General features: G+C 71.2%; 20 protein-coding genes. 10 read left to right on the top strand and 10 right to left on the bottom strand.

The features are described 5' to 3' along the window. Positions 1–3: 3 nt before the first annotated feature. The 3 genes from OG352_RS01805 to OG352_RS01795 form a co-directional block, all read right to left on the bottom strand. Positions 4–2,916 carry an ATP-binding protein gene (locus OG352_RS01805; RefSeq protein WP_329213584.1) on the bottom strand — a complete coding sequence of 971 codons (2,913 nt, stop codon included), beginning with the start codon at positions 2,914–2,916 and terminating at the stop codon, positions 4–6. 185 nt (positions 2,917–3,101) lie between these two features. Next, a complete protein-coding gene (locus OG352_RS01800) occupies positions 3,102–4,109 on the bottom strand; it encodes a (-)-alpha-amorphene synthase (protein WP_329213582.1) in 1,008 nt (335 codons plus the stop codon). Beyond that, entirely contained in the window at positions 4,093–5,637 is a 1,545-nt protein-coding gene (locus tag OG352_RS01795; protein ID WP_329213580.1) for a cytochrome P450, read from the bottom strand. The genes OG352_RS01800 and OG352_RS01795 overlap by 17 nt, the downstream gene beginning before the upstream one ends. 268 nt (positions 5,638–5,905) lie before the next feature. Between OG352_RS01795 and OG352_RS01790 the strand changes: the two genes are divergently transcribed. Next, positions 5,906–7,402 carry an acyl-CoA synthetase gene (locus tag OG352_RS01790; RefSeq protein ID WP_329213578.1) on the top strand — a complete coding sequence of 499 codons (1,497 nt, stop codon included), beginning with the start codon at positions 5,906–5,908 and terminating at the stop codon, positions 7,400–7,402. A gap of 30 nt (positions 7,403–7,432) precedes the next feature. Here the strand turns inward: OG352_RS01790 and paaK are convergent, their stop codons facing one another. Both paaK and OG352_RS01780 read right to left on the bottom strand, forming a co-directional pair. Further along, positions 7,433–8,734, bottom strand: coding sequence for a phenylacetate--CoA ligase PaaK (gene paaK, locus OG352_RS01785; protein ID WP_329213576.1), 1,302 nt, complete (start codon positions 8,732–8,734; stop codon positions 7,433–7,435). Between the two features lie 223 nt (positions 8,735–8,957). Beyond that, positions 8,958–10,562: an acyl-CoA synthetase gene (locus tag OG352_RS01780; protein WP_329213573.1), complete on the bottom strand. Its 1,605-nt coding sequence runs from the start codon at positions 10,560–10,562 to the stop codon at positions 8,958–8,960. A gap of 175 nt (positions 10,563–10,737) precedes the next feature. Between OG352_RS01780 and OG352_RS01775 the strand changes: the two genes are divergently transcribed. The 6 genes from OG352_RS01775 (at position 10,738) to OG352_RS01750 (ending at position 15,871) form a co-directional block, all read left to right on the top strand. Then, positions 10,738–11,538: a crotonase/enoyl-CoA hydratase family protein gene (locus tag OG352_RS01775; protein WP_329213571.1), complete on the top strand. Its 801-nt coding sequence runs from the start codon at positions 10,738–10,740 to the stop codon at positions 11,536–11,538. 114 nt (positions 11,539–11,652) lie between these two features. Further along, positions 11,653–12,597, top strand: a complete 945-nt coding sequence (locus tag OG352_RS01770; RefSeq protein WP_329213569.1) for a Zn-ribbon domain-containing OB-fold protein — start codon at positions 11,653–11,655, stop codon at positions 12,595–12,597. Then, entirely contained in the window at positions 12,594–13,664 is a 1,071-nt protein-coding gene (locus OG352_RS01765; RefSeq protein WP_329213566.1) for a thiolase domain-containing protein, read from the top strand. The genes OG352_RS01770 and OG352_RS01765 overlap by 4 nt, the downstream gene beginning before the upstream one ends. Then, on the top strand, positions 13,661–14,827 hold the full coding sequence (locus OG352_RS01760; protein ID WP_329213564.1) for a thiolase domain-containing protein: 1,167 nt from the start codon (positions 13,661–13,663) through the stop codon (positions 14,825–14,827). Before OG352_RS01765 ends, OG352_RS01760 begins: the two co-directional genes overlap by 4 nt. Positions 14,828–14,911: 84 nt before the next feature. Next, complete coding sequence (locus OG352_RS01755; RefSeq protein WP_329213562.1) at positions 14,912–15,154, top strand: DUF397 domain-containing protein; 243 nt, start codon at positions 14,912–14,914, stop codon at positions 15,152–15,154. Positions 15,155–15,373: 219 nt separating this feature from the next. Beyond that, positions 15,374–15,871, top strand: coding sequence for a hypothetical protein (locus OG352_RS01750; protein WP_329213560.1), 498 nt, complete (start codon positions 15,374–15,376; stop codon positions 15,869–15,871). A 7-nt stretch (positions 15,872–15,878) separates the two neighbouring features. On the opposite strand, the gene OG352_RS01745 is transcribed toward OG352_RS01750, so the two are convergent. Beyond that, entirely contained in the window at positions 15,879–17,801 is a 1,923-nt protein-coding gene (locus OG352_RS01745) for an N-acetylmuramoyl-L-alanine amidase (RefSeq protein WP_329213558.1), read from the bottom strand. Between the two features lie 280 nt (positions 17,802–18,081). Then, positions 18,082–19,221, bottom strand: coding sequence for an aminoglycoside phosphotransferase family protein (locus OG352_RS01740; RefSeq protein ID WP_329213556.1), 1,140 nt, complete (start codon positions 19,219–19,221; stop codon positions 18,082–18,084). 232 nt (positions 19,222–19,453) lie between these two features. Here OG352_RS01740 and OG352_RS01735 point away from each other — a divergent pair, with 232 nt between their 5' ends. Continuing rightward, positions 19,454–20,956, top strand: coding sequence for a DNA-binding protein NsdB (locus OG352_RS01735; protein WP_329213554.1), 1,503 nt, complete (start codon positions 19,454–19,456; stop codon positions 20,954–20,956). A gap of 56 nt (positions 20,957–21,012) precedes the next feature. Here the strand turns inward: OG352_RS01735 and OG352_RS01730 are convergent, their stop codons facing one another. Continuing rightward, positions 21,013–22,410 (bottom strand): PP2C family protein-serine/threonine phosphatase, encoded by a 1,398-nt coding sequence (locus OG352_RS01730; protein WP_329213552.1) that lies wholly within the window; start codon positions 22,408–22,410, stop codon positions 21,013–21,015. 343 nt (positions 22,411–22,753) lie between these two features. Between OG352_RS01730 and OG352_RS01725 the strand changes: the two genes are divergently transcribed. Next, positions 22,754–23,167 carry an SsgA family sporulation/cell division regulator gene (locus OG352_RS01725; protein WP_329213550.1) on the top strand — a complete coding sequence of 138 codons (414 nt, stop codon included), beginning with the start codon at positions 22,754–22,756 and terminating at the stop codon, positions 23,165–23,167. Positions 23,168–23,180: 13 nt separating this feature from the next. Here OG352_RS01725 and OG352_RS01720 read toward each other — a convergent pair whose 3' ends face one another. Further along, a complete protein-coding gene (locus OG352_RS01720; protein WP_329213548.1) occupies positions 23,181–24,206 on the bottom strand; it encodes a Gfo/Idh/MocA family protein in 1,026 nt (341 codons plus the stop codon). 79 nt (positions 24,207–24,285) lie between these two features. Further along, the gene (locus OG352_RS01715; RefSeq protein WP_329213546.1) at positions 24,286–25,380 is read right to left on the bottom strand and encodes a baeRF3 domain-containing protein; all 1,095 of its coding nucleotides are present in this window, start codon (positions 25,378–25,380) and stop codon (positions 24,286–24,288) included. Positions 25,381–25,516: 136 nt separating this feature from the next. Between OG352_RS01715 and OG352_RS01710 the strand changes: the two genes are divergently transcribed. Beyond that, on the top strand, positions 25,517–26,299 hold the full coding sequence (locus tag OG352_RS01710; RefSeq protein ID WP_329213544.1) for an alpha/beta fold hydrolase: 783 nt from the start codon (positions 25,517–25,519) through the stop codon (positions 26,297–26,299).

Genomic DNA, 26,299 nt, shown 5'->3' with positions numbered 1-26,299 from the left:
CGGTCAGTGCCGGACGCGGGGGAAGGTGTCCAGGGCTGCTTGGAGATCGGTGGCATCGGTGCCGATCTTGCGGTAGACGGACGAGAGCAGTTGCCGCACGCCCTGTTCGGTGAGGCGCAGTTCCTTCGCGACCACGGCCACCGGCTGCCCCTGGACCGTCAGTTCGGCGGTCCTGCGTTCCTGGACGGTGAGCGTGTCCGTCTGCGCGTAGCGCAGCGGCAGCGGTCGCAGCCCGGCTGCCGAGAGCTCCTCCCTGGCGCGGGCGGCCAGCGTCTCGGCACCGCAGTGGACGGCGCTCTCCAGGCCCTGGTAAAGCCGGTTCGCGGCCTCCTGCAACCGGCCGTTGCGCGACAGCGCGGCACCGTGGCCGACCAGCGCACGGGCCAGCTCGTACGAAGCGGGCGACCCTTCCAGATGTTCGACGGCCTCCGCATGCACGTCCAGCGCCGCCGGCCCGGCGGTCACCTCCGCCTCGGCACGGAGCGCCTGGCCGATCACGGAAGCCGCGCCGAAGTCCCGGGCCCGCTTGACGGCGTCCCGGGCGAGCGAGAGCGCACGGTCGGGGTCGGTCGAGGCGACGGCCTGCACCAGGTTCAGTTGCCAGCGACACCAGGCGGGGTTGCGCCAGCCTCGTCCGTCCAGCCACTCCCCGACGTCGGACAACAGGCTTTCCGCCTCGGCGTGCCGTCCCTCCGCGATGAGCAGCTCGGCGTACACGGAGCGCGGATCGGGGTAGATGACGGCGTTCGGGACCACCTCGCCGTAGCGGTACGTGTCCGCGATCCGGCGTGCGTCGGCGGTGCGGCCTCGGGCCAGCAGGGTCTGGATGAGGATGCCGATGGCGAACCACTGGGCGGGCACGGCCCCTTCCACCTTCTCGGCGGTGCGCAGCCCCTCCCGAGCCAGTTCCTCCGCGTCGATGAGAAAGCCGCGTCGGTAGCAGATGTAGCCGTAGAGGGTCTGGCCCAGGGCGAGGTGGGAGCCACGCCACCCCTTGCCCTCGCACTCGGTGATGCCCTTGGTGAACAGGTCTTCGGCCCGTCGTGGCTGGTCGCAGTACATGAACACGAGGGCGACCGAGACGGGGACCTCGAAGCCCCGGTTCTCGTCGGTCCAGCTCAGTCCGCCACGCAGAGCTTCCTCGGCGGTCGCCAGGACGGCCTGCCGCGGCTCGCCGCGCAACACCCCGTCCCATGCCCGCAGCCCCAGGATGTACCGCTCCTCCAGGCCCCGTCCGGTCAGTCGCTCAGCCAGCTTCATCAGCCGACGCGAGCGGGCGGGCGCATCGGGCTCGTCCGTGCGGAACGAACTCCAGACGAAGTGATCGGCCTGCATGCGCAGTCGGATGCGGGCATTCGTGGTCTGGCGTGACTCGTCGTCGGCGACGGCCGCGGCCTCGGCCAACTGGTCCGTGTGGGCCAGTGCCTGGGTCAGCCGGTAGACGATGGAGGCGCGCAGAGCGGGATCCACCCCGACTTCGGCCCGCGCCTCCTTGAGGAGGGTGACGGTGGCCGTGGGCTCGATCAGAAAGGTCGAGCCGGCGAGTTCGTGGAGGAGTACGGCACGGTCCTCCGGGAGCGGGGGCTCCTGCAGCGCTCGGGCCAGCACACGCCGGGCGGCCTCCGGGGCCCCGGCGCGAAGGAACTCACGGGCGGCCTCCCGGAGACACTCGACCACCTCGGGCCTGCCCTCGCACGGGAGCTCCAGCAGATGGCGCGAGGTCTTGGCGGCACTGAACCCCGCCGCACGGACGGCCTCCGCGGCCGCGTTGTGCATGCCGACCCGAAAGGAGGCGGGCTGGATGTTCCGGTAGATCGTGGTCGCGATCAGCGAGTGCACGAAGTCGAGGCTTCCACCGGGTCCGTGGCCGTCGGCCACGATCCGGGCGACACGCAGTTTCTCGATCGCCTCGGTGGTGTCCTCGCTGCCGATCACCGCGATCGTGGCGGCGAGTTCCGGTGAGAAGGGCGCGCCCAGGACGGCCGCGGCCTGCGCGAAGCGGACGGTGGTCGTGCCGAGCGCCTGGAGACGCTTGATCAGGCCTGGGCCGCTGACCGCCGAGGCGATGTCCCGCATCGCGGGCAGGTCGTCCCGGGTGCCCTTCAGTTTGCGTCTGCCGAGTTCGATGGCGAGTTCGACGGTGTCAAGCGGGCTCCCGTCGGTCGCCTTGAAGCACTTCTCGCAGAAGTCGTCCTCGGCCCCGTCCCCCACTTCGTCCCTGATGATGCGTGCCACGCCGGCGCGGGTGAGCGGTTCCAGAACGTACGGGCGGTTCCCGTGATGCGCGACGAGAGTGCGGAAGGCGGCCGCCTCGGGCGGCAGTTCGTCGGGCCGGTAGGCGACGATGATCAGGAGTGGCAGGTCCGCGACCCGAGGCGCGAACGAGGCCAGCCAGCTGAGGGATTCGGCATCGGCCCAGTGCAGGTCGTCCAGGAGCAGGACGACGGGAGCCTTCATCATCGTGAGACGGGTCATGACCCAGTCGAGACCGTCTCGCACGCCGGTCGGGTCCGGCGCATGGGCGGTGTCCGTCGCCTCGAGACCGAGCGCGACGGCGACGATGTCGTACCAACTCCCCAGGAAGGTACGGCGTTCCGTCTCGTCCATCGCCGCCAGGGCGGGCTGGGCGAGTTGGCGCACCACGCGGAACGCCAGGTCCTGTTCCGTCTCGCCGCCCCGGCCCGAGAACACCGTGAACCCCTGTGCCACCGCTCGTGCCCGTGCCTCCGCGACGAGCGCCGTCTTGCCCAGTCCGGCCGGACCGGTGAACGCGAGCAGTCCGCCGGACCGCGCCTGCGGTACGCGTTCGACGGCACGGCGCAGCTTCGACAAAGTCGAGTCGAGCGCCTTGAGTTCCCGGTGTCGCTCGAGCAACGGACGAGGTTCGGCCATCGGCTGCCGCGGCTCATACGCCATGTGCCCTACCGCTTCCTGTCGGTGATCCTCGGAGGACTGCGCTGAGGGTACGCCCCTGGTGCACACCCAGTGACGCCGTTGAGCTCCGATGATGACCGGGAAGGATGAATCATGCGTCGGAATGGTTAGGTTGTCTGCTCTGCTGGGTAAGGCGTTCCAAATAACTCACTCCTGGAAGCTCGCTCTCACAGGTGGGCGGGTGCCATCGAGGTGTCCGCGTAGCGCGGCACGGTGCGGGACCAGTAGTAACACCCGCGGATCCAGCCGATCATGCCGTCCACGTAGCCGACCCCGGCGGCGCTCAACTCCGGTTTGATCTCCGTGTACAGCCTCTCGATCTCGCTGATCGTGCCGTTGATCTGCCGGATGGCCAGCATGACGGCCGCCGGCAGGGAGCACTGGTGGGTGCGCTGGTGGGCGAGGGCGAGATTGATCATTCCGCCCGTCTGATGCTCCTTCACCGCGGAGAACAGGTCGGGAATCCACACCGCCGCATCGGCCGACAGCCGACTCAGGCGTTGCATCACGGGGTGACCGAGTTCCTCGGGGGCCAGTTCGCACGGCTGCGCGGCCTCGCACAGCGGGTAGAAGGGCTCGACGCCCGCGATGAGCGAACGCACCGAGCTGCACAGTCCGATCCCCATGGGGAAGGGATGGGCCTGTGCCACCGCCTCGTACAACAGGCCGTGCACGTACTCGCGGCTCTTCCACGCCCACCGCTCGGCCTGTGCGGGTGTGCACCGCTCGCGGACTCGCCGGTGGAGATCGGCCAGGGCCGCTCCCAGCGGGGTGTGGGGCGGTTCGCCGTCCCGCAGGATTCCGATGCTCTCGCTCAGCATGGGCAGCAGCAGGCCTGGAGACTCCCGGCCGACCTCTTCCGCCCGGTCGTCGAAGACGAACTGGTAGGCGATCTGATCGGCCACGAGCTGGAGGATGTCGGCGTCCACGGTCGGGCTGTTGTACGACGCGAGTTCGGCGGGCCGGGTGTAGCCGATCATCGCCGCCACCTCCGGTTCGTCGGTCAGCCCCCTCTCGCGCAGCCATGCGTCGACGCCGGCGACCGCCGCGGATTCGTGGCGATTCTGCAGGAACGGGAAGGGCATGTAGAGGTGGGTGTCGATCAGTTCTTTCAGGCTGGAGGCACGCATTTCGTCCTGTACGGCGAGCGTGGCTTCTTCATGCGTGGTCGACACCGGTGTCACCGGCCTTTCGAGAGTCCTGAGAGTCGTGTACGGGGCATTCGGCTACGGGGAGTTCCGCGGTTTCTCGGCGCGCGCTGGAACCCGCACGAGGTGAGCCGCCGATCGACGCGCGGGAACGGGGCTCGCAGATCATCAGCAGGGACCTCGGCCCCAGCGTCGCCCCGGGACGCGGTGGTGCGACGGGGCCGGGCAGATGGGTCAGACGCCAGCGGGAGGCGACGGTGGCCAGGGCCACCGTGACCTCCGCCATGGCGAAGGCGTCGCCGATGCACTTACGGCTGCCCGTGGCGAACGGCAGCATCGCACCGTGCGGTGCGGCGGTGGCCCGTCCCGGCAGCCAGCGCTCGGGGAGGAACCGGTCGGGGTCGGGGAACGACGCGGGATCGTGCTGCAGCAGGTAGGGGCTGTACAGGACGGTGGCTCCCCGGGGGAGACGGTGCCCGGCGAGCTCCGTCTCCCTGGTGGTGACGCGGGTGAAGAGCCAGCCGGGCGGGGAGTGGCGCAGCGTCTCGTGGACGACGCTTCGGGTGTAGGGGAGGCGCGTCAGATCGTCGGGATCAGGCCGCTGCCGTCCGCCGAGCACGCTGTCGACCTCCGCGTGCAGACGGCGCTCCGACTGTGGATCCTGCGCCAGGAGGCTGAAGGCGGACGCCATGCACAGGGCGGTGCTCTCGGCCCCGGTGAGCAGGAGCGAGACGAGGTGGTCGTGGACCTCCTGCTCGGTGATCGCCGCGTCTGCCGCCTCTGCCCCGTCTGCCGCCTCTGTCGCGTCTGCCGCGTCCGAGCCGGTGGCGCGCGAGGCCTCCAGCAGGGTCCCCAGCAGGTCGTCGCGGGGAGTGCCCCGACGGCGCTCGGCGATGGCCGCGTCGGTGATCGCGTGCACGCGGGCGACCGCCCGCCGGTAGCGACGGTTCGCGGGCGTGGGGACGCGGAACAGGGCGTCGACCGGCACGACGGTGCGGACGAACAGGCCACGGACGATGTCCGCCAGACACTCCCGCACCTCGGCGGACGTCGCGGCGTCGAGCGAGTCGGAGAAGAGGACGCGGCTGATCATCCGCGTCGACAGTGCCATCATGGCCGCGCTGACGTCGACCTCCTGCCCGGGACGCCAGTCGCGGCACACCGCCTCCGCCTCCTGGGCCATCAGCTCCGTCTGATCGGGCAGCCGGGACGGGAGGAACGCGGGTTGCAGCAGCCTGCGCTGGCGCCGGTGCTCCGCGTGGCGGCTCGTGACCAGACCGTCGCCCATCAGCACCCGGAGCCTGTCGAACAGCGGACCCCCCTTGTCGAAGGTGCGCGAGTCCTTGAGCATCCGGTGGACCAACTCCGGATGACACACCATCCAGGCCCGCTGCGGACCGAGTCGGATCTCGACCAGATCTCCATGGCCGGGCAAAGAATTCAGAAAAGCCAACGGGCGACGGTACAAGGCGATACCGTGGCCGAGGAGTGGGAATATGCCTGGCGCAGTACCCACCCTCCATACGCGTTCTCGTTCCGGCACAGCGCTACTCATCGCATACCCCCTGCTTCATATGGCACTCGCACAACAACGGACGGTGCACTGACTTGGCACCCGAGTCAGGTTCTGCCCAGTTCGAACGGGTTCCCTTTGCCGCGAATCCTTTCTGCAGGGGGGCGCAAAGGAGCGCGGAGAAGCAAAAGAAGCATTTCGCTGTGAATTGTTCCCGGCGGCTCACCCCCTTTCGGCGTCGACTCGGCGTCGACGCCGGGGTGCGTCCAGCACTTGACGTGCCCCGGCCACCGCCTGAGGATCATCAGTCATGACGCCCGGACATGGCAGTACGGTCGACGGGGTGCTGCGACGCAGCGCCCGTCGCACCCCGGCGCGCGTCGCCGTCGAGTACCGCGACCGCACCTGGACCTACGAGGAACTCGACGAGGCCGTCTCACGCGCGGCGAGCGTCCTGCTCGGCGAGGGGCTCGCCCCCGGCGACCGGGTCGGCGCCTACGGGCACAACTCCGACGCCTACCTCATCGCCTTCCTCGCCTGCGCCCGCGCGGGCCTGGTCCACGTCCCCGTCAACCAGAACCTCACCGGCGACGACCTGACGTACATCGTCGACCAGTCGGGCAGTGCCCTGGTCCTCGCCGATCCCGACCTCGCGGGCCGACTCCCCGACCGCGTCAGGACGTTGGCCCTGCGCGACGCCGACGACTCCCTCCTCGCCCGACTCCCCGCGACCGCCCTGTACGACGGCCCCGAGCCGCGCGCCGAGGATCTGGTGCAACTGCTCTACACCTCGGGCACGACGGCCCAGCCCAAGGGCGCGATGATGACCCACCGTGCCCTGGTGCACGAGTACCTGAGTGCGATCGCCGCCCTCGACCTGAGCGCCGGCGACCGCCCCGCGCACTCCCTCCCGCTGTACCACTCGGCACAGCTGCACGTGTTCCTGCTGCCGTACCTCGCGGTCGGCGCCACGAACATCGTGCTGGACGCGCCCGACGGCGACCAGCTCTTCGATCTCATCGAGGAGGGCCGCGTCGACAGCCTCTTCGCCCCGCCCACCGTGTGGATCGGCCTCGCGAACCGCCCCGACTTCACGACCCGAGACCTCAGCGCGCTGCGCAAGGCGTACTACGGGGCGTCGATCATGCCGGTGCCCGTCCTGGAGCGCCTGCGCGAACGCCTGCCCAAACTGGGGTTCTACAACTGCTTCGGCCAGAGCGAGATCGGCCCGCTCGCCACCGTCCTTGCCCCCGACGAGCACAAGGGCCGCATGGACTCCTGCGGGCGCACGGTCCTGTTCGTGGACGCCCGGGTCGTCGACGAGGACGGCGTGGAGGTCCCCGACGGCACACCCGGTGAAGTCGTCTACCGTTCCCCGCAGTTGTGCGAGGGCTACTGGGACAAGCCCGAGGAGACCGAAGTGGCCTTCCGTGACGGCTGGTTCCACTCCGGCGACCTCGCCGTCCGCGACGCCGACGGCTACTACACGATCGTCGACCGGGTGAAGGACGTCATCAACTCCGGTGGCGTACTGGTCGCTTCACGCCAGGTCGAGGACGCGCTGTACACCCACGACGCCGTCGCCGAGGCCGCCGTGATCGGGCTGCCCGACGAGAAATGGATCGAGGCGGTCACGGCCGTGGTCGTCCCGCGCGGCGAGGTCACCGAGGACGAGCTCATCGCCCACGCCCGCGAGAGACTCACGAACTTCAAGGCCCCCAAGCGCGTGCTCTTCGTGGACGAACTGCCCCGCAACGCGAGCGGCAAGATCCTCAAGCGGGAGCTGCGGGACCGGTTCACCTCATGACTGCGATCGCCGGTCATGACTCGTCGGCCGTCATGACTCCCGTGGACGTTCGTCAACGATCCGCCTGATCTTGCCCACCGACCGCTCCAGCGACTCCGGGTCCACGATCTCGACCGAGACCGACACCCCGATGCCGTCCTTCACCGCCGCCGCGATGGCGTGCGCGGCGGTGACGCGGTCCGCGGGGGTGGCGTCGGGGCGGGCCTCCGCACGGACCGTGAGGGCGTCGAGGCGGCCCTCGCGGGTCAGGCGGAGCTGGAAGTGCGGCGCCACGGCCGGGGTGCGCAGCACGATCTCCTCGATCTGGGTCGGGAAGAGGTTCACCCCGCGCAGGATGACCATGTCGTCGCTGCGGCCGGTCACCTTCCGCATCCGCCGGAAGACGCGCGCCGTGCCCGGCAGCAGGGCCGTCAGGTCACGGGTGCGGTAGCGGACGATCGGCATCGCCTCCTTGGTGAGCGAGGTGAACACCAACTCGCCCTCCGCGCCCTCCGGGAGGACCTCGCCGGTGATCGGGTCGACCACCTCCGGGAAGAAGTGGTCCTCCCAGATGTGGAGGCCGTCCTTGGTCTCCACGCACTCCTGCGCGACCCCCGGCCCGATCACCTCCGACAGCCCGTATATGTCGACGGCGTCGATCGCGAAGCGCTCCTCGATCTCCTGACGCATCGCCTCCGTCCACGGCTCGGCGCCGAACACGCCCACGCGCAGCGATGTGGAGCGGGGGTCGACGCCCTGCCGTTCGAACTCGTCGAGGAGGGTGAGCATGTAGGAGGGGGTCACCATGATGATCCGCGGCTTCAGGTCCTGGATCAGCAGGACCTGACGGGACGTCATGCCGCCGGACGCCGGGATCACCGTACAGCCGAGGCGTTCGGCGCCGTAGTGGGCGCCGAGGCCGCCGGTGAACAGGCCGTACCCGTACGCCACATGGACCGTGTCGCCGGGGCGGCCGCCAGCCGCGCGGATCGAACGGGCCACCATGTCCGCCCACATGGACAGGTCGGCGTCCGTGTAGCCGACGACCGTCGGACGGCCGGTGGTGCCGCTGGAGGCGTGGATGCGGCGGACGCGGTCCCGGGGGACGGCGAACATCCCGTACGGGTAGTGCGCGCGCAGGTCCGCCTTGGTGGTGAAGGGGAAGCGGGACAGATCGGCGAGGGCACGGCAGTCGTCGGGGTGGACGCCGGCCTTGTCGAAGGAGTCGCGGTAGAAGGGCACATGGGCGTACGCGTGACGCAACGAGGCCCGCAGACGCCCCAGTTGCAGCGCGCGCAGAGCGTCCTCGTCGAGGCGCTCGCCCTCGTCCAGCAGGTTCCGCGCATCCCTCATGAGACTTCTCCCTCGCCCAATCATGTCAATACGGGCGACCGATCATTCGGTCGATCTCCTTCGGGATCAGTAATCCAGGCCTGCGGGCATCAGGCAAGGGGGCTCGTCGTGAATGTCGCCCGGGAGAACCGGGTTGCGGGCGGCTGCGGCCCACGTCCAGGATCGGGGCATGCCGATCCTCACCGCGAGTGCCTCCCTCTGATCTCTGGGATCCCTGTGGAGGTCACCGGTCCTCCGCGACCGCCACCTCCCGCGCCCACCGGTAGTCCGCCTTCCCGCTCGGCGAGCGGCGGATGGCCTCGGTGAGCACCAGCTGACGCGGGATCTTGTAACCGGCGAGCCGCGTGCGGCAGTGACCCTGGATGTCCTCCAGGGAGGGCAGCGGGGCACCCGTGCGCACCTGCACCACCGCCGCCACATGGTTGCCCCACGTCGCGTCCGGCACCCCGGCCACCAGGGCGTCGTACACGTCCGGGTGCGACTTCAGGGCCTGCTCGACCTCCTCGGGGTACACCTTCTCGCCCCCGGTGTTGATGCACTGCGAGCCACGGCCGAGGACGACGACCACGCCCTCCTCGTCGACGGTCGCCATGTCGCCGAGCAGCACCCAGCGCTCGCCGTCCTTCTCGAAGAAGGTCTCGGCCGTTTTCACCGGGTCGTTGTAGTAGCCGAGGGGGACATGGCCGTGCTGGGCGACCCGGCCCACCTCGCCCGGCGCAACCGGCTCGTACGTGGCCGGATCGACCACCTGCGTACGGGAGTTGACCCGCACCCGGAAGCCGCGCTCGGGCCCGGAGTCCTCCGTCGCCGTGCCGTTGAAGCCGGACTCCGAGGAGCCGAAGTTGTTCAGCAGCATCGCGTTGGGCAGCAGTGCCCGGAACTGCCGGCGGACCGTGTCCGACATGATCGCCCCGGACGAGGACACGCTGAACACCGACGAGCAGTCCGTGCCCTTCATCGGACCCTCGAGCGCGTCGATCAACGGCCGCAGCATCGCGTCGCCCACCAGGGAGATGCTGGTGACCTTCTCCTTCTCGACCGTCCGCAGCACTTCCTCGGGCACGAACTTGCGGTGGATCACCACACGTTGGCCGAAGTTGAAGCCGATGAAGGCGGTGAGCGTGGAAGTGCCGTGCATCAGCGGGGGAGTGGGGAAGAAGGTGATCCCCGTACCCCCCGCCGCCACCCGCTCGGCGATCTCCTCCGGCTTCTTCACCGGCTCCCCGGTCGGCGAGCCACCGCCCAACCCCGAGAAGAACAGGTCCTCCTGACGCCACATCACACCCTTGGGCAGGCCGGTCGTGCCGCCGGTGTAGATGATGAACTGGTCGTCGCCCGAGCGGGCCGGGAACCCGCGCCCGGGGGAACCGCCCGCCTCGGCCTCCGTGAAGGAGGAGATGCCCTCGCCGGCCGGACCCACCCGGATCAGGTGCCGCAGCGCCGGCGCCTGCGGAAGCGCCGCCGCCACCCGGTCGGTGAACTCCGCGTCGAAGACCAGCGCGGCCAGGTCAGCGTCCCGGTAGAGGTAGACCAACTCCTCCTCCACATAGCGGTAGTTGACGTTGACCGGCACGATCCGCGCCTTCAGGCAGCCCAGCACCGTCTGCAGATACTCGACGCCGTTGTACAGATGCAGGCCGAGATGCTCGCCGGGCCGCAGCCCGCTGTCGAGGAGGTGATGGCCGATCCGATTGGCGGCTGTGTCCAACTCCGCGTACGTCAGCCGCCGTTCCGCGCCCGTGCCGGGGTGGTCGACGTACACGAGCGCCTCACGGTCGGCCGCCACGTCGACGACCGACTCGAACAGGTCGGCAAGGTTGTACTCCACCGCTCCTCCTGACCTCGCGGGGCCTGGTTCTCCCGACGGTTCGCGTCATCACAGCAAAGAGCGCGGCAAGTGGGAAGGGCTCCCGCGAAGAAATCTGACTGACTGTCAGAAAACCCTTGAACTGCCATCACGCCTCCTGCAACCTGTTCTCGTTCTTTCCGAGGGGAGATGTGCGATGGGCGGTACCGAACACCTCACGGTGCGGCGCGAAGGCGCCACACTCGTGCTCACGCTCAACCGGCCGGAGGCCAGGAACGCGCTCTCGATCGCCATGCTCGTCGGCCTGTACGACGGCTGGCTGGAGGCCGACGAGGACGACTCGGTCCGCTCGATCGTGTTCACCGGAGCGGGCGGCGCGTTCTGCGCCGGCATGGATCTCAAGGCCCTCGCCGGCCAGGGCATGGAAGGGGAGCAGTACCGCGACCGGCTCAAGGCCGACCCCGACCTGCACTGGAAGGCGATGCTGCGCCACCACCGCCCCCGCAAGCCGGTGATCGCCGCCGTCGAGGGCCACTGCGTCGCGGGCGGAACGGAGATGCTCCAGGGCACCGATATCCGCGTCGCGGGCGAGTCCGCCACCTTCGGCCTCTTCGAGGTGCGGCGCGGCCTGTTCCCGATCGGCGGCTCCACGGTCCGCCTGCAACGACAGATCCCGCGCACCCACGCCCTGGAGATGCTGCTCACCGGGCGCCCGTACAGCGCGCGGGAGGCTGCCGCCATCGGCTTGGTCGGGCATGTCGTCCCCGACGGCACGGCCCTGGAGAAGGCGCTGGAGATCGCCGAACGGGTCAACTCCTGCGGCCCGTTGGCGGTCGAGGCCGTCAAGGCGTCGGTGTACGAGAGCGCCGAGCTCACCGAGACGGAGGGGCTCGCGGCGGAGCTCGTCCGGGGGTGGCCGGTGTTCGACACCGTCGATGCGAAGGAAGGCGCCCGTGCGTTTGCGGAGAAGCGGTCACCCGTTTACAAGCGAGAGTGAGCTCCGCAGGGTGCGCCGTTTTGAAGGCTGCGGTCCGTTGTGGCTGGTCGCGCAGTTCCCCGCGCCCCTCTGGGGCGCTTTCACTGACGTTGGCTTCCCAAGGAGGCAGCCCCGATGCCCGAAGTCCTCAAGGCTCCCCTGGTTGTTGAGTTCCCGTTCACTCGGTCCCTCGGTCCTGTGCAGAGTGCCTTCCTCACTGGGCTGCGTGAGCAGGTGGTCCTCGGGGTGCGGGCCGGCGACGGTCGCGTGCTCGTGCCGCCCGTCGAGTACGACCCCGTCACCGCCGAGGAGATCCGCGATCTTGTGGAGGTGGCCGCTACCGGGACGGTGACCACCTGGGCCTGGAACCACGCTCCCCGCCGGGGCCAGCCTCTGGCCGGCCCGTTCGCCTGGGTGCTGGTCCGGCTCGACGGTGCCGGCACCGGCCTCCTGCACGTCCTCGACGCCCCCGGCCCCGACGCCGTCCACACCGGGATGCGCGTCCGGATCCGCTGGGCCGAGGAACGCACCGGCGCCATCACCGATATCGCCTGCTTCGAGCCGTACGACGGCGTACCGGGCCAACTGACCGGCAGCAACGGGGAGTTCGAGGGTGAGCGGGTCACCGGCATCGTCGCCCCCGCCCGCCTCGACTACACCTACTCGCCCGGCCGTGCCCAGTCCGCCTACATCGCCGCGCTCTCCACCCAGCGCACGGTCGGTGAACGCTGCCCGTCCTGCCGCAAGGTGTACGTACCGCCGCGCGGGGCCTGCCCCACCTGCGGTGTGCCGACCGCCGAGCAGATCGAGGTCGGGCCGCGCGGGACCGTCACCACCTTCTGCATCGTCAACATCAAGGCGAGGAACCTCGACATCGAAGTCCCCTACGTCTACGCCCACATCGCCCTCGACGGCGCCGACCTCGCCCTGCACGGACGCATCGGCGGCATCCCCTACGACCAGGTCCGCATGGGCCTGCGCGTCGAACCCGTGTGGACGGAAGGCGCCCGCTACCCCGACCACTACCGGCCGACCGGCGAACCCGACGCGGACTACGACGCCTACAAGGAGCTGCTGTGACCCGTGAGGAATCCTCAGGCGTCCGCGACGTCGCGGTGGTGGCCTTCGCGCAGACCGACGTCCTGCGCACCACCGACGAGCTCTCCGAAGTGGAGATGCTCATGCCGGTCCTGCACAGCGTCCTCGACCGGACCGGCCTGAAGACCGCCGACATAGGCTTCACCTGCTCCGGCTCCAGCGACTACCTCGCCGGCCGCGCCTTCTCCTTCACCCTCGCCCTCGACGGCGTCGGCGCCTGGCCGCCCATCGCCGAGTCCCACGTCGAGATGGACGGCGCCTGGGCGCTGTACGAGGCGTGGACCAAACTGCTCACCGGCGACGCGGACACCGCGCTCGTCTACGCCTACGGCAAGTCCTCGCCCGGCTCCGTGCGCGACGTGCTCACCCGCCAACTCGACCCGTACTACGTCGCCCCCCTGTGGCCCGACTCCGTCGCCCTCGCCGCGCTCCAGGCCCGGGCCCTGATCGACGCGGGCGACACCGACGAACCCGCCCTCGCCGCGATCGGCGCCCGCAGCCGACGGGTCGCCACCCTCAACTCCCGTGCCCAACTGCGGGGTTCGGTGCCCCAGGGGGAGTACGTCGTACGGCCGTTGCGCACCGGCGACTGCCCGCCGGTCGGCGACGGGGCCGCCGCCGTGATCCTCGCGGCGGGGGAGCGGGCCCGCGAGCTGTGCTCCCGGCCCGCCTGGATCCGGGGCATCGACCACCGCATCGAGGCCCACGCGCTCGGCGTGCGCGACCTGACCGACTCGCCCTCCACGCGCCTCGCCGCCCAGAAGGCGGGCGTGTTCGAACGGCCCGTCGACACCGCCGAGTTGCACGCGCCGTTCAGCTCGCAGGAGGTCGTCCTGCGCAAGGCGCTGCGGCTGGACGACAGCGTGCGGGTGAACCTGTCCGGCGGCCCGCTCGCCGCCAACCCCATGATGGCCGCCGGCCTCGTCCGCATCGGCGAGGCCGCCGCCCGCATCCACCGGGGCGAGTCCGACCGCGCCCTCGCCCACGCCACCTCCGGCCCGTGTCTCCAGCAGAACCTGGTCGCCGTACTCGAAGGGGAACCGCGATGAGCAAGGAGCCCGTGGCCGTCGTCGGGATCGGCCAGACCAAGCACGTCGCGGCCCGGCGGGACGTCTCCATCGCGGGGTTGGTCCGCGAGGCGGCTCAACGTGCCCTGGCCGACGCGGAGTTGACGTGGGCCGATATCGACGCCGTCGTCATCGGCAAGGCCCCCGACTTCTTCGAGGGCGTCATGATGCCCGAGCTGTACCTCGCCGACGCGCTCGGCGCGGTGGGCAAGCCGATGCTGCGCGTGCACACGGCGGGCTCCGTCGGCGGGTCCACCGCGCTGGTCGCCGCCAATCTCGTCGCCGCCCGCGTCCACGGCACCGTCCTCACCCTGGCCTTCGAAAAGCAGTCCGAGTCCAACGCCATGTGGGGACTGTCCCTGCCGATCCCCTTCCAGCAGCCCCTGCTCGCCGGGGCCGGCGGGTTCTTCGCGCCCCACGTGCGCGCGTACATGCGGCGCAGCGGCGCACCCGACACCGTCGGCTCGCTGGTGGCCTACAAGGACCGGCGCAACGCGCTGAAGAACCCCTACGCCCACCTCCACGAGCACGACATCACCCTGGAGAAGGTCCAGGCCTCGCCCATGCTCTGGGACCCGATCCGCTACTCGGAGACCTGCCCCTCCTCCGACGGGGCCTGCGCGATGGTCCTCACCGACCGCGCCGGAGCCGCCCGCGCCCCCCGGCCGCCCGCCTGGATGCTCGGCGGCGCGATGCGCAGCGAACCGACCCTCTTCGCGGGCAAGGACGCCGTGTCGCCGCAGGCCGGCAAGGACTGTGCCGCCGACGTCTACCGGCAGGCCGGCGTCACCGACCCGCGCCGGGACATCGACGCCGTCGAGATGTACGTACCGTTCTCCTGGTACGAGCCCATGTGGCTGGAGAACCTCGGCTTCGCCGACGAGGGCGAGGGCTGGAAGCTGACCGAGGCCGGCGTCACGGAGCTCGACGGCGACCTCCCCGTCAACATGTCGGGCGGCGTCCTGTCCACCAACCCGATCGGCGCCTCCGGCATGATCCGCTTCGCCGAGGCGGCGCTCCAGGTGCGCGGGCAGGCCGGGGAACACCAGGTGGAGCGGGCCCGCACGGTCCTCGGACACGCCTACGGCGGCGGCTCCCAGTTCTTCTCCATGTGGCTCGTGGGCGCGTCGGCTCCGCAGTCCTGAAAGGGTCCCGCTCACGTGCTCTGTCGGCCTCCGGAACCGATCGCTAGGCTGACCCGCGGACGACGAACCGGGAGGAGCACGGACGTGGCCGAGAGCATGATCCAGCAGCAGCCGCTCACGGGCTGGGACAAGCCGGAGCTGGACCTCAGCAGCGCCGAGTGGCAGTCCAGCAGTCGGGGGCGGGGGGACGTCCAGATCGCCTTCGTCGAGGGATTCATCGCGATGCGCAACAGTGGCCGTCCCCAGAGCCCTTCCCTGATCTTCACGCCCGCCGAGTGGGGCGCGTTCGTGTCGGGGGCGCGGGAGGGGGAGTTCGACCTGACGTAGACCCTCCGCCTCGCAACCGGCCCGTCGACCGCCCCGAGCCCGCGCCGACGAGCCGCATCCTGCCCGGTGCGCCCGGCGCCCGCCTCCAGGTGGTCGCCGGCGTCCCACGTCAGGGGGTGCGGGCAACCGCGCGATCAGCCGTCCATGACCCGCACCCGAACGGCGAACCGTAACCCGCCCACGCGTCACCGGACGCCGGTGGCCACGTACCATGGCCGCATGTCGTTCCTCCGCCGCCGCAGTGCCACTCCCGCCGGGCCCGACTTCGACGTCCTGGCCATGGATCCGGGCGACTGGCCCGGCAATCTGGGCGCCGGCCTGCTGCCCGCCCCCGACGGTAGTTGCCAGGGCGTCTTCCTGCGCTACGACCTCTTCGGCGGCCGCGGCCCCGCGATGATCATCGGCAATCTGCCCGAGGGCTCCCCGGCCCGCGAGGTGGCGGAGGACGAGATCCCCTTCGAGGTGGCCCAACTGCTGCTCGCGCTGGAGAACGACGAGGAGGTGACCGTCGTCGGCACCGAGGACATGCCCGTGATGCAGGGCGACAACCTGCTGATCGTGCGCCGTCTGAAGCTGTCCGAGGGGCGGATCTCCTGCGTGCAGTTCGACCGCAGCGACCACGTCCTGGTGACCATCGCCGCCTGGGACCGCCCCATCACCGACGACCTGTACGCCCTGCTGAAACCGCTCCCGGCGGAGCTGTTCCAGCAGGGCTGAGGCCCGGCTAGAAGGCCGACGAGGCCGACGACGTCACCTTCACGTCCGCCGCCCGCACGAACGCCACCCGGTGGCCGTACTGGATCTCGTAGTACTGATCGCCACCGACGACGACCTGGTGCGAGCCGGTGGAGAAGGTCACCGCGTAGTAGTACTCGCCCGGCACCTTGTCCCCGACCACGTACGTCTGGCCCTTCGGCAGGGTGTATGGCAGCGGTGCGAGCCCCTGGTCGGGGACGCCCGCCGGGTAGGCCGAGGCCTCCGGGTACGCGCGGCCGTAGAGCGGCACGCTCGCGCGGCCGTCCTTGGGGGTCACCACCTGGCCCGTCGCGGGCACGGCCGTCGGCTGGTCCTTGGGGTTTTTGAACCAGGCCTTCTGCCCCAGGTACCAGATCGCCGTCCAGTCACCCCACTCGTCGGCGACCGCGTACTGCTGGCCGGTGGACACCCGCGAGGAGAGGTCGTTCACGCCCGTCGTCGGGGCCGAGCCGTCGCCGACGTCCTTGATCAGGGCGGACTTCTCGTCGTGGGCGGAGTACAGCCGCACCTCGCTCGAACCGTGCGCGGCGCACGGCTGACCCTTGACGGCGCAGTCCGTGTACACCGGCTGGTTGGCGGTGTAGTCCGGCCGGATCGTCACCAGGCCGCCGCTGCCGCTGCGGGCCGTCGCGGTGAAGGGCCGGCCGAGCAGCTCGAAGTAGTGCCGCCAGTCCCAGTACGGGCCCGGGTCGGTGTGCATCCCGGAGACGGCCGCAGGGGTCGGGCCGGGCACGTTGTCGTGGCCCAGGATGTGCTGCCGGTCCAGCGGGATGCCGTACTTCGCGGACAGGTACGTCACCAGCCGGGCCGACGAGCGGTACATCGCCTCCGTGTACCAGGAGTCCGGCTGGGCGAGGAAACCCTCGTGCTCCAGGCCGATCGACTTGGAGTTGATGTACCAGTTGCCCGCGTGCCAGGCCACGTCCTTCGCCTTCACGTGCTGGGCGATGTGGCCGTCGGTGGAGCGCAGCGAGTAGTTCCAGGACACGTACGTGGGGTCCTGGACCAGGTTCAGCACCCCTTCCCAGCGGCCCTCGGTGTCATGGACGACGATGTACTTGATGCCCGGCGCGGCGGGCCGGTCCGCGGCGTCGTGGTTGCCGTAGTCGTTGTCGCCGAACTGCTCGTAGGGCGCCGGGATCCACTCGCAGGACACCGTCGCCGGGCACTCGGTGCCCGCCGCGGAGACCGTGCGCAGACCGGCCCCGCGCAGTTGGGCCGTGCGCGGAGCGAGGTCCGGCTGCGCGGCCAGGGCGACCGGACCGCCGGCGTCCGTCATCCGCTCCTCGCCGGTGCGCAGCACGTCGTAGACGTCGTTCGCGAAGGCGGCGGCCGTCGCGGTGTCGTCCGCGCCCGAGAAGCGCGCCACCGCGCCGTACCAGCCCGCCGGGCCGGCGCTCAGCGGCTCGCCCAGGCTCCGCTGGGCGGCGGCGAGGAGCGCGGCGCCGCCCGCGATGTTGGCCGCGGGATCCGTGCGCAGTTCCTCGGGGCTCAGACCGGTCAGCTCCGCCGCCCTGGGCAGCGTCTTCAGACGGGCCGGGAGCTCGCCGCTCGACGGGATCCGCCCGCCCGGGTGCACGGCCGGGTGCAGGGCCGGGCGGGCCGAGTCGCCGCGGGCGTCCTCCGAGCCCTCGCTGTGGTGCGGGGCCGTCGCGAGCGCCGTACGGGCGTCGGTGAGGTGCATCGGCCCGTAGCCGCCGGTCACGCTCGGCGCGCCGTCGTGCGTGTCCCAGCGGGACTGGAGGTAGGAGACGCCCAGGAGCACGCTCTGCGGCACGTGGTACTCGGCGGCAGCGGCGGCGAAGGCCCGCTGGAGGCTGTTCGCCGAGGACTGTGCAGCCGTGGCGGGCGCCGCGCCGAGCAGCGGGAGCAGCAGAGCCGCCGACGCCATGGCGCCTGCGGCTCTACGGGTACGTCTGGGGGGTCCGGAGTGAGTGACGGGTTTTCGCAATGCGGCCTCCTGGGACGAGCGGGCGGGCGTGCGGGGCGTACGGGGAGTGCGGGGCCGAACGTGGGCCCTGCGGCACCGGTTTGCCGATAACCCGTCAATCATGCGCACAAACAGGAGATTTCCCTCGTCAAGACACCGCTCTCGCACACATACGGAGGTCCGCGGTGCGCCGCCGTTCAGGCGCACCGCGGACCTCCGTCGTCCCTGCCGTGAGTCCCCTTCAGCGAGTGCCGACCGCCGCGCGTACGGCCCGGCGGGCCATCTGGCAGTCGTCGTGCAGCCGCCGCAGCAGCAGGCGCTGCTCCTCGCCGGTCGGCACGGCGCCCGGGTGGCCCGCCCCCGGGGGCGTGGGGGCCGTGTCCTGCATCGAACGCTGTACGGCCGTCTCGTAGGTACGGATCTCGCGGGTCAGGACCAGCATCAGGTTCACCAGGAAGGCGTCCCGCGAGGCCGGGCCCGCCGACTGGGCGAGCTGGCTGATCTGACGGCGCGCCACCGGCGCGTCGCCCAGCGCCGACCACAGCGTCGCCAGGTCGTAGCCCGGCAGATACCAGCCCGCGTGCTCCCAGTCCACCAGCACTGGACCGGCCGGTGAGAGGAGGATGTTCGACAGGAGGGCGTCGCCGTGGCAGAACTGGCCCATGCCGTGGCGGCCCGCGGTGGCCGCGATGCCGTGCAGCAGCTTCTGCAGGTCACCGAGGTCCCGGTCGGTGAGCAGACCCAGCTCGTGGAAGCGGGAGATCCGGGCCGCGTAGTCGAGCGGCGCGTCGAACGCCCCGGCCGGCGGCCGCCAGGTGTTCAGGCGGCAGATCGCGCCGAGTGCCGCCCTGATGTCGGCTCGCGGCGGGGCCTCGGTGGGGTGCCGCTGGAGTGCCGCCACGCGCCCCGGCATCCGCTCGATCACCAGGGTGCAGTTGTCCGGGTCCGCCGCGATCAGTCTCGGCGCGCGCACCGGGGGGCGCTGCCGGACGAACGTGCGGTACGCGGCTATTTCGTGCCGGATCCGCTCGGCCCACACGGGGGAGTGGTCCAGTAAACACTTGGCGACGGCGGTGCTGCGCCCTGTCGTACCGACCAGGAGCACCGAGCGTCCGCTGCGGCGCAGCACCTGGACCGGGGAGAACTCCGGGCAGATCCGGTGCACCGACGCGATCGCCGTGCGCAGTTGGGCGCCCTGGGGGCCGGACAGGTCGAGTCTCCCGCTGAGCGGTTGCGTGCCGAGCCCCGCGGGGCGCCGGGCCAGTCCCGCGCCGAGCGCGGGGGCCGCCGGCCGCGCGGGGGCGAGGTAGGGGCCGCCACCGCCCGGACGGGGGTGCAGCGGCCGGGGCGGGGCGGACACGGAGGACGATGCTGCGTACATGGGGGAAACAGATCCCTTCGTGTGCCGGACGTCTGACGCTGCCCCGACCGGTCCCCCCGGATACACCCTGGGGAGTGTCCCTCGGCGACCGGGTCGGGGTGGCGCGTTCCTACCTGACACCCATGGCCCACTGGCACACCATCTGGCGGACCCTGGCGAAACCCTGGCGAATAGTCGCCCGGCAACTTTCACCGGGCTACTGTCAACTCAGCCGAGAACCTGGGGGCTTGACGTGAGCGGACAACCCAACACCCGCCTCTCGGATCTGTTCGGCCTGGCCGGCTGGTCCAAGGGTGAACTCGCGAGGCTGGTCAACCGGCAGGCGGCGGCCATGGGCCACCCCCAACTGTCGACCGACACCTCCCGGGTTCGGCGGTGGATCGACACGGGAGAGATCCCGCGCGATCCCGTGCCGCGGGTACTGGTCGCCCTGTTCACCGAGCGTCTCGGCCGTGTCGTGACCATCGAGGACCTCGGTCTGGTCCGGCACGGGCGTTCCGGGAATCGGCCCGGCGGCGGGAGTGTGCAACACCCCGACGGTGTGCCGTGGGCGCCCGAACGGACTGCTGCGGTCCTCACCGAATTCACGGGAATGGACCTCATGCTCAACCGACGCGGCCTAGTGAGCGCAGGTGTCGTGCTCACGGCGGGATCCGCACTCAGCAGCGCCATGTACGAGTGGCTGCACACCGATCCGACCCTCTCCGCCGACGCTCCCGTCATCGACCACCCCCTCCTCCACCATGCCGACCCCGCCGGGGTCGACCGCTACGAGGCCGCCCCCATCGGAACGGAGGAGGTCGACGAACTGGAGCGCTCGGTCGAGGTGTTCCGCGCCTGGGACGCGGCCCGCGGGGGCGGGCTGCAACGCAAGGCGGTGGTGGGGCAGCTCAACGAGGTGGGCGGCATGCTCGCCTACCATCACCCCGCCCATCTCCAGCGGCGCCTGTGGGGCGTCGCGGCCAACCTCGCCGTCCTCGCGGGCTGGATGTCGCACGACGTCGGTCTGGAGCCCACGGCCCAGAAGTACTTCGTCATCGCCGCCCATGCCGCGCACGAGGGCGGCGACCGGCCCCGGGCCGGCGAGGCGCTCTCCCGGGCGGCCCGCCAGATGGTCCACCTCGGCCGGCCCGACGAGGCCCTCGACCTGATGAAGCTCGCCCAGTCCGGTTCCGGTGACAACGTACTGCCGCGCACCCGGGCGATGTTCCACACCATCGAGGCCTGGGCGCAGGCGTCGATGGGCAAGGGCCAGGCCATGCGCCGGACCCTCGGCCGGGCGGAGGACCTCTTCGTCTCCGACAAGGGCGACGTCACCCCGCCGCCCTGGATGCAGACCTTCAAGGACGAGGATCTGTACGGCATGCAGGCCCTGGCCTACCGCACGCTGGCCGAGTTCGAGCCGCAGGCGGCCGTGCACGCCCAGTACTACGCGGAGAAGGCCCTGGCGCTGCGCGTCGACGGGCGTGAGCGGTCGAAGATCTTCGACCATCTGTCCATGGCGTCCGCCTGCTTCATCGCGGACGACCCCGAACAGGCGCACCGGTTCGCCCGGTTGGCGCTGGTGTCCATGGGGTCGAACTCCTCCCGGCGGACCTGGGACCGGCTGAGCCAGATGTACCGGCTCACCGCGGAGTACGCCGACTACCCGAGTATCAGGGAACTGCGCGAGGAGATCAGGCTGTCGCTGCCGAAGCAGAAGGGGGGCAGGGGCGGCAACAGCGCCCCGGCGTGAGGGAGTTGGTGCCGGGCACGCCGGTCAACCGTATGCCGTGGGCTGCCGTGGGCTGGTCAGCGGGTGACGCGGGCGACGAGTACGCAGGCGTCGTCCTCGCGTGCGGACTCGCCGCACTCCGCCACCACCATGCGCACGCAGTCCTGCGCCGTGCGCGCCCCGGCCAGGCGGGGGGCGAGGCCGAGGAGACGGTCGACGGGCGCGAGCGCGTCGGTGTGCAGCAGGAGCAGGTCGCCCTCTTCGAGGGTTTCCTCGGCCTGCCCGTAGGCGGCGCGTGAGGTGGCGCCGAGGAACACGCCCTCCGGTGCGTTCAGCCGGCGCCCCGTCCCGTCGCGGAACAGCAGCGGGGCGGGGTGTCCGGCCTGTGCCCACAGCAGGGTGCGGGTGTCCGGCCGGTAGCGGCAGGAGACGGCGCTGCCGAGGGACGGTTGCGTGGCGGCGTCCATTAACTGGTTGAGCCAGGACAGCAGTTGAGCCGGCTGGGTGCCCGCCATGGCCATGCCGCGCAGGGCGCCCAGCAGCATCGCTGTGTTCGAGGCGACGGCCGGGCCGTGTCCGGTGAGATCGCCGACGCTCAGCAGCGTCTGGCCGTCGGAGAGTTCGAGCGCGTCGTACCAGTCGCCGCCGATCAGCGAGGTCGTCGCGGCGGGCAGGTAGTGGGCGGCGACGTCGAGGGAGCGGGGGCCCTGGTGCGCGAGGCGCGGGGAACCGCGCCAGGGCGGCAGCACGGCCTCCCGCAGTTCGACCGCGAGCCGGTGTTCGGTCTGCGCCCGGTGCCGCTGGTGCTGGAGCGAGTCACGGCTCTCGCGCACCGCCCGCTGGCTGCGCCGCAGTTCGCTGACGTCCCGCACCACGGCCCACATCGACGCGGTGCCGCCCTCGCCGTCGAGGACGGGCTCGCCCATCATGTGCACGGTCCGGACCTCGCCGCCCGGGCGGACCACGCGGAACTCCCCGTCGATGGGCCGGGCGTCGACCAGGCAGTCCGTGACCATCGCGGTGAGTTTCGGCCGGTCCTCGTCGAGGACGAGCGAGGGCAGTTCGTCGAGGGTGAGCGGGGGAGCGGCGGGGTCGCGGCCGAGGATCCGGTACAGCTCCTCGGACCAGACGGCCTCGTCCGTCAGGAGGTTCCACTCGGCGGTGCCGACCCGGCTGAGCAGCGCCGCGCGCCGGGAGACCGCCGGTGCGGCGGGCACGGGATCGGCGGTCGGCACTGGCGGCGGGCCGTCTCGCAACTGGCCCAAGTGCGTGTCGAGGTCGTTGAGTTGGTGCAGCGCCAGGTCGTAGAGCGCGCGCTGCCAGCGCCCCTGCGGGTCCGCCGCGTCACCCTGTGCGTCCTGCCGTACGGCGTCCATGTCGCCCTTGAGCCGCCGGGTCTGCGTGATCAGCGCGTCGACCGAGCCGCGCCCTGGCGGCTGGGCGGCCGAGCGATCCGCGGAGACATGGGACGGCATGACGCACTCCGATGCGGGAACGGTAAGGCTGAGCAAGGGCTGTCACGACTGTTGCACAGCGCGCGACGCCGTGTAAGGGATTTGGCAACACACGATTCGGTGGTGCTTCTGACATATGCCAGTGTCTTCGCGGAGGGGTGGTGGGCGGCGGTTGACGTGGGTCGCGAAGGGGTCAAGTCGTAGGTGGCGTACGTGACTTGGGGGACTCGTGAGGGGGCTGAGGTGACTGCCGGTCGCGTGTTCTACGGCCCTGTGTTCCATGGTTCTGTCAGTGTGATGCAGGTCACAGGAATTCGATCCCGGTATCGCGTAATGCGAACGGCCCCAGAGAGGTCGTACATGCATGGACATCACTCTTGAACAACCCGTCCGCGCCCGCTTGATCACCGCGGAGGACCAGGAGCTGCCCGTGCCCGCCACGCTCCGCTACGACGCAACCGACCCGTTCGCCGTGCACGTCGACTTCCCGCCGGAGGTCTCCCTCGCGGGCGAGGCGGTCACCTGGACCTTCGGCCGTGCCCTGCTGGAGCAGGGCCTGGACGGTCCGGCGGGCAGCGGTGACGTGCACATCTGGCCCTGCGGACCGGCCCGTACGGTGATGGAGTTCCACTCCCCGCTCGGACTCGCCCTGCTCCAGTTCAACACGGGCGCCCTGCGCCGTTTCCTGCTGCGCAGCTACGCCGTGGTCGCGGCCGGCCGGGAGGACGTCGACGCGGCGGTCGACCAGGGTCTGCAGGCCCTGCTGGGCAACGTCTGAGGCCGGCCCGGTGTCAGCGACCGCCCCCGGCGTACAGGCCGGGGCGCGGGGCGAGTTCGACGGGGACGCGCACGCCGCTCTCCAGCGACCGGACCCCGGCCTCGGCGACGACGGAGGCCGCGTAGCCGTCCCACGCGGTCGGGCCGGTGACCCGCCCCCGCCGGGTCGCGTCGACCCACGCCTGCACCTCGCGGTCGTAGGCGTCCACGAACCGCACCAGGTAGTCCTGGGGCACCCGCGCGCCGGCGGTGCCCCGCGTGGTGACGAGCATCCCGTGGTCGTCGCCGATGCGCGCGCTGCCCGCCTCGCACACGGCCTCGCAGCGCACCTGGTAGCCGAAGCCGCAGTTGACGAAGACCTCCACGTCGACCAGCGCGCCACCGGCGGTCTCGAAGAGCACGAACTGCGGGTCGAGCAGGCCCTGCGGGGCACCGGACGAAGGGCGCGGGCGCAGCACGGTGACCGAGGTCAGCTCCTCGCCGAGCAGCCAGCGGGCCGCGTCGATCTCGTGCGACACCGAACTGCCGATCAGCATCGCGCTGGTGAAGTCCGGCGGCGAGGAGGCGTTGCGGTGCGTGCAGTGCAGCATCAGGGGCCGGCCCAACCGCCCGTCGTCCAGCAGGGACTTGAGCCTGCGGTACTCGGCGTCGTAGCGCCGCATGAACCCGGTCTGCGCCAGCCGCCGCCCGAGCCGGGCCTCCGCCTCCAGCACGCGCAGCGCCCCGGCGGAGTCCGGCACCATCGGCTTCTCGCACAGCACCGGAAGCCCGCGGGCGAAGGCCGCGAGCAGCGCCTCCTGGTGCGCGGGACCGGGCGAGGCGATCAGGACGGCTTCCACGCCGGGGGCGTCGAGTACGGCCGCCGGCTCTTCGTGGACCGTCGCCCCCTCGATCCCGGCCACGGCCTCCTTCGCCCGCGCGGCGTCGGGATCGGCCACGGCGACGACCCTGGCTCCGCTCACCACCCGGTCGAGGCGGCGTATGTGGTCGGCGCCCATGTGTCCGGCACCCAGTACGGCCACGCCCAGCAGGTCACCCACGAGCGCTCTCCCTCCCGGTCGGCGATCACGCCGTAGCGTACGCCGGGGAGAGGGAGCGGTTCGGGGGAGGGGAAGCGGTTCAGTAGCGCAGTACGCCCGCGATCGCGGCCGCCTCGCCCAGCGCGCCGTCCGGTACGAAGCGCACGTCGGCGCCGGTCTCCAGGCACTGTTCGACGATCTCGTCCACGATGTCCTCGCGGGCGTCGAGGTCGCCGCTCACGGCCGGCACGAGGTGGGCGCCGTCGTCGCGCACCGTCACGCGGTAGTTCTCCTCGACGGCCAGCAGCCGCACCCGGCCCTCCCGGGCGTTCTGCCAGACCTCGTCGACGCCGGCCGCGAACATGCGGTGCCCGCGGGCCGAGTCGAGGACCCGGGCCAGCGCGGAGGTGTCCCGGCGGGCCTCGGCGTCGTGCCGCGGACGCACCGCCTGCCACACGGCGTCGGGCGTGCCGTGGGAGAGCCCGCCGTGCAGGACGTGCACGGCGTCCCGGGTGACCGAGCCCAACTCGTCGAGGCAGGACAGCGCCGCCTGCGCGCCGGTGACGTACAGCGGCCGCGGATCCTCGCGCAGCAGCCGGCCCACGGCGATGTCGGCCTCGCGCAGGAAGTGGCGGGTGTCCTCGTCGCGGAAGGTGCTGGGCAGGTCGCCGATCCGTTCCTGGCGCTCGGCGTCGAAGTTCTCCCGGTTCCTGGTCAGCGGGAAGCCGCCGGCGTGCTCCTCGGTGACCCGGTCCGCGCCGCCGTTCCACAGGGTGACGCGGTCGGCGGAGACCGCCAGCACCCAGAACGGCCGCTCGGCGGCCTGGGCGGAGACGAGGTTGCGGGTCAGGAAGGTGTCGGAGAGCACGACGCGCTCGGGGACGGCGCGGGCGAGGGACCACACCTGGTGCTCGCCCGGGGCCGCGTAGATGACCAGGCCGTCCTCGGTGTGCGCCAGGTCGATCTCGGCGAGGGCCCGGTCGAGCTGGTCGGCGACGTCGGCGCGCCGCTCGCGGGTGACCGCCGGATCGCTGTCCAGCTGTTTCTTCGCCTCGGCCACGACATTGCGCAGCCGGACCCGGTCCTGGGAGTTCCCGGGTTCACGGCGATGGGTCGGCGTCAGCACGGACACCGCGGGATAGGGACGCGGGCGGCGCAGTTCGGAGAGGGTCGCGGGGCTGAGTGCGTGCTCCATAACAGCACGATAGGTCCGAATCGTCCGGCGGGCATTTCCCGAACTCCCCGGCGCACCACGGTGACGGCGGCCTCGCGGCCGGTTACCGTACGCGTCAGTAACCGGGACCGCACCGAACGCACCGCAGGAGGCACCCATGCCGCAGCTCGAAGTCGACGGCGCAGCACTGACGTACGACGACGAGGGCCCGCGCGACGGCGACGGCGTGCCCCTGGTGTTCGTGCACGGCTGGATGGCGAACCGGCACCGCTGGGACCACCAGGTGGAGCACTTCGCCGAGCGGCGCCGGGTGATCCGGTTCGACCTGCGCGGGCACGGCGAGAGCGGCGGGGCGGGCGTGAAGACGGTCGGGGAGCTGGCGCGAGACCTCCTCGCCCTTCTCGACCACCTGGGCGTCGAGCGGTTCGTGCCGGTCGGCCACTCGATGGGCGGGATGATCGCGCAGACCGTCGCGCTCTCCCACCCCGAGCGCGTCGAGCGCATGGTGCTGGTGGGCTCCATCGGCCGCATGACCTACAGCCGGGGCCGGGGCCTGCTGATGGGGGCCTCGACGCTCGTCCCCTTCAAGCTGTTCGTCGCCGCCAACATCCAGCGCGCCTTCGCCCCCGGCTACCCGAGCGAGGAGATCCGCGCGTACGTCGAAGCGTCCGCGGACACCCCGCGCGAGGTCGTCAGGACGCTGTACGGCGCCATGCGGGCCTTCGACGTCCTGGACCGGGTCGGGCAGATCCAGGCCCCCACGCTGATGATCCACGGCTATTACGACATCCAGCTCCCGGTGCGGCAGATGCTGCGGATGGCCAAGGCGTACCCGGACGCCACCGTCCGTATCCTCGACGCCGGCCACGAACTCCCCGTCGAGAAGCCGGCCGAGCTGACGGCGGCGATCGACGCGTTCGTGAGCGTCAGGTCCGCGTAA

Source organism: Streptomyces sp. NBC_01485 (assembly GCF_036227125.1).
Classification (GTDB): Bacteria; Actinomycetota; Actinomycetes; order Streptomycetales; family Streptomycetaceae; genus Streptomyces.
This window is presented reverse-complemented; position numbering and strand designations above follow the sequence as displayed.